Source organism: Psychrobacter sp. Sarcosine-02u-2, assembly GCF_002836335.1.
GTDB classification, from domain to species: Bacteria; Pseudomonadota; Gammaproteobacteria; order Pseudomonadales; family Moraxellaceae; genus Psychrobacter; species Psychrobacter faecalis.
The window spans coordinates 1-297 of sequence record NZ_PJBX01000088.1 but is presented as its reverse complement, the minus strand read 5'-3'; the positions used below and the strand labels follow the sequence as shown (position 1 = coordinate 297).

Genomic DNA, 297 nt, shown 5'->3' with positions numbered 1-297 from the left:
CAACTTACGCTGCTCACTTAGACCGTGATGACTGTGTAATTGTCGCTTTAACTCACTGAATAAACCTTCAAGAGAATTGGTGGTATTTGGTATGTCTAAATGCCCATATTCTTGGTAAGTAAATAGCCAATCGCTATTGGTTCTGAGGCTGCGATAAGCACTTCTAAGACGTTTGTGAGTGTACCAACTTCTACCAGTATCTTCATTGGTACTACGCTCACTCAGATAGTCTTCATGGGTTAAATACCATTGATCTAAGCATTTTGTGAACGTGGCTTTATCAAGCTTAGTTAAGTC

1 pseudogene is annotated in these 297 nt (G+C 39.7%); it reads right to left on the bottom strand.

Going from position 1 to position 297, the window contains the following annotated elements:
* Positions 1-297: pseudogene (locus CXF58_RS01385) on the bottom strand (hypothetical protein); the annotation flags it as partial.